This window comes from Bacteriovorax sp. DB6_IX, from assembly GCF_000447775.1.
GTDB lineage: Bacteria > Bdellovibrionota > Bacteriovoracia > Bacteriovoracales > Bacteriovoracaceae > Halobacteriovorax_A.
Window position 1 is genome coordinate 1 of sequence record NZ_AUNJ01000286.1, and the last position, 247, is coordinate 247.

General features: G+C 38.1%; 1 pseudogene. It reads left to right on the forward strand.

Features of this window, described 5'->3' with window-relative positions:
* A pseudogene (locus tag M901_RS08410) lies at positions 1–247 on the forward strand (hypothetical protein); the annotation flags it as partial.

Genomic DNA, 247 nt, shown 5'->3' on the forward strand with positions numbered 1-247 from the left:
AAAAAGAAAGTACTCTTTAAAGGAACTGATAAAGAGAGAACTATAACTTATGACTGTACAGTCAAAAGACCTGCCAATGAAGGTCACTATTATATGAAGTTTGAAAGTGTCTACGATAGTGTCTCTGCATATGCAGATAACCTACTTACAAACCAGAAGACAAGTAGGGCCTATAATAAAACTCGAAATGTTGTGGCCAAGGCAGAACTACAAGGTAGAGTGGCAACCTGGCAAGAGTTTGTTCCAA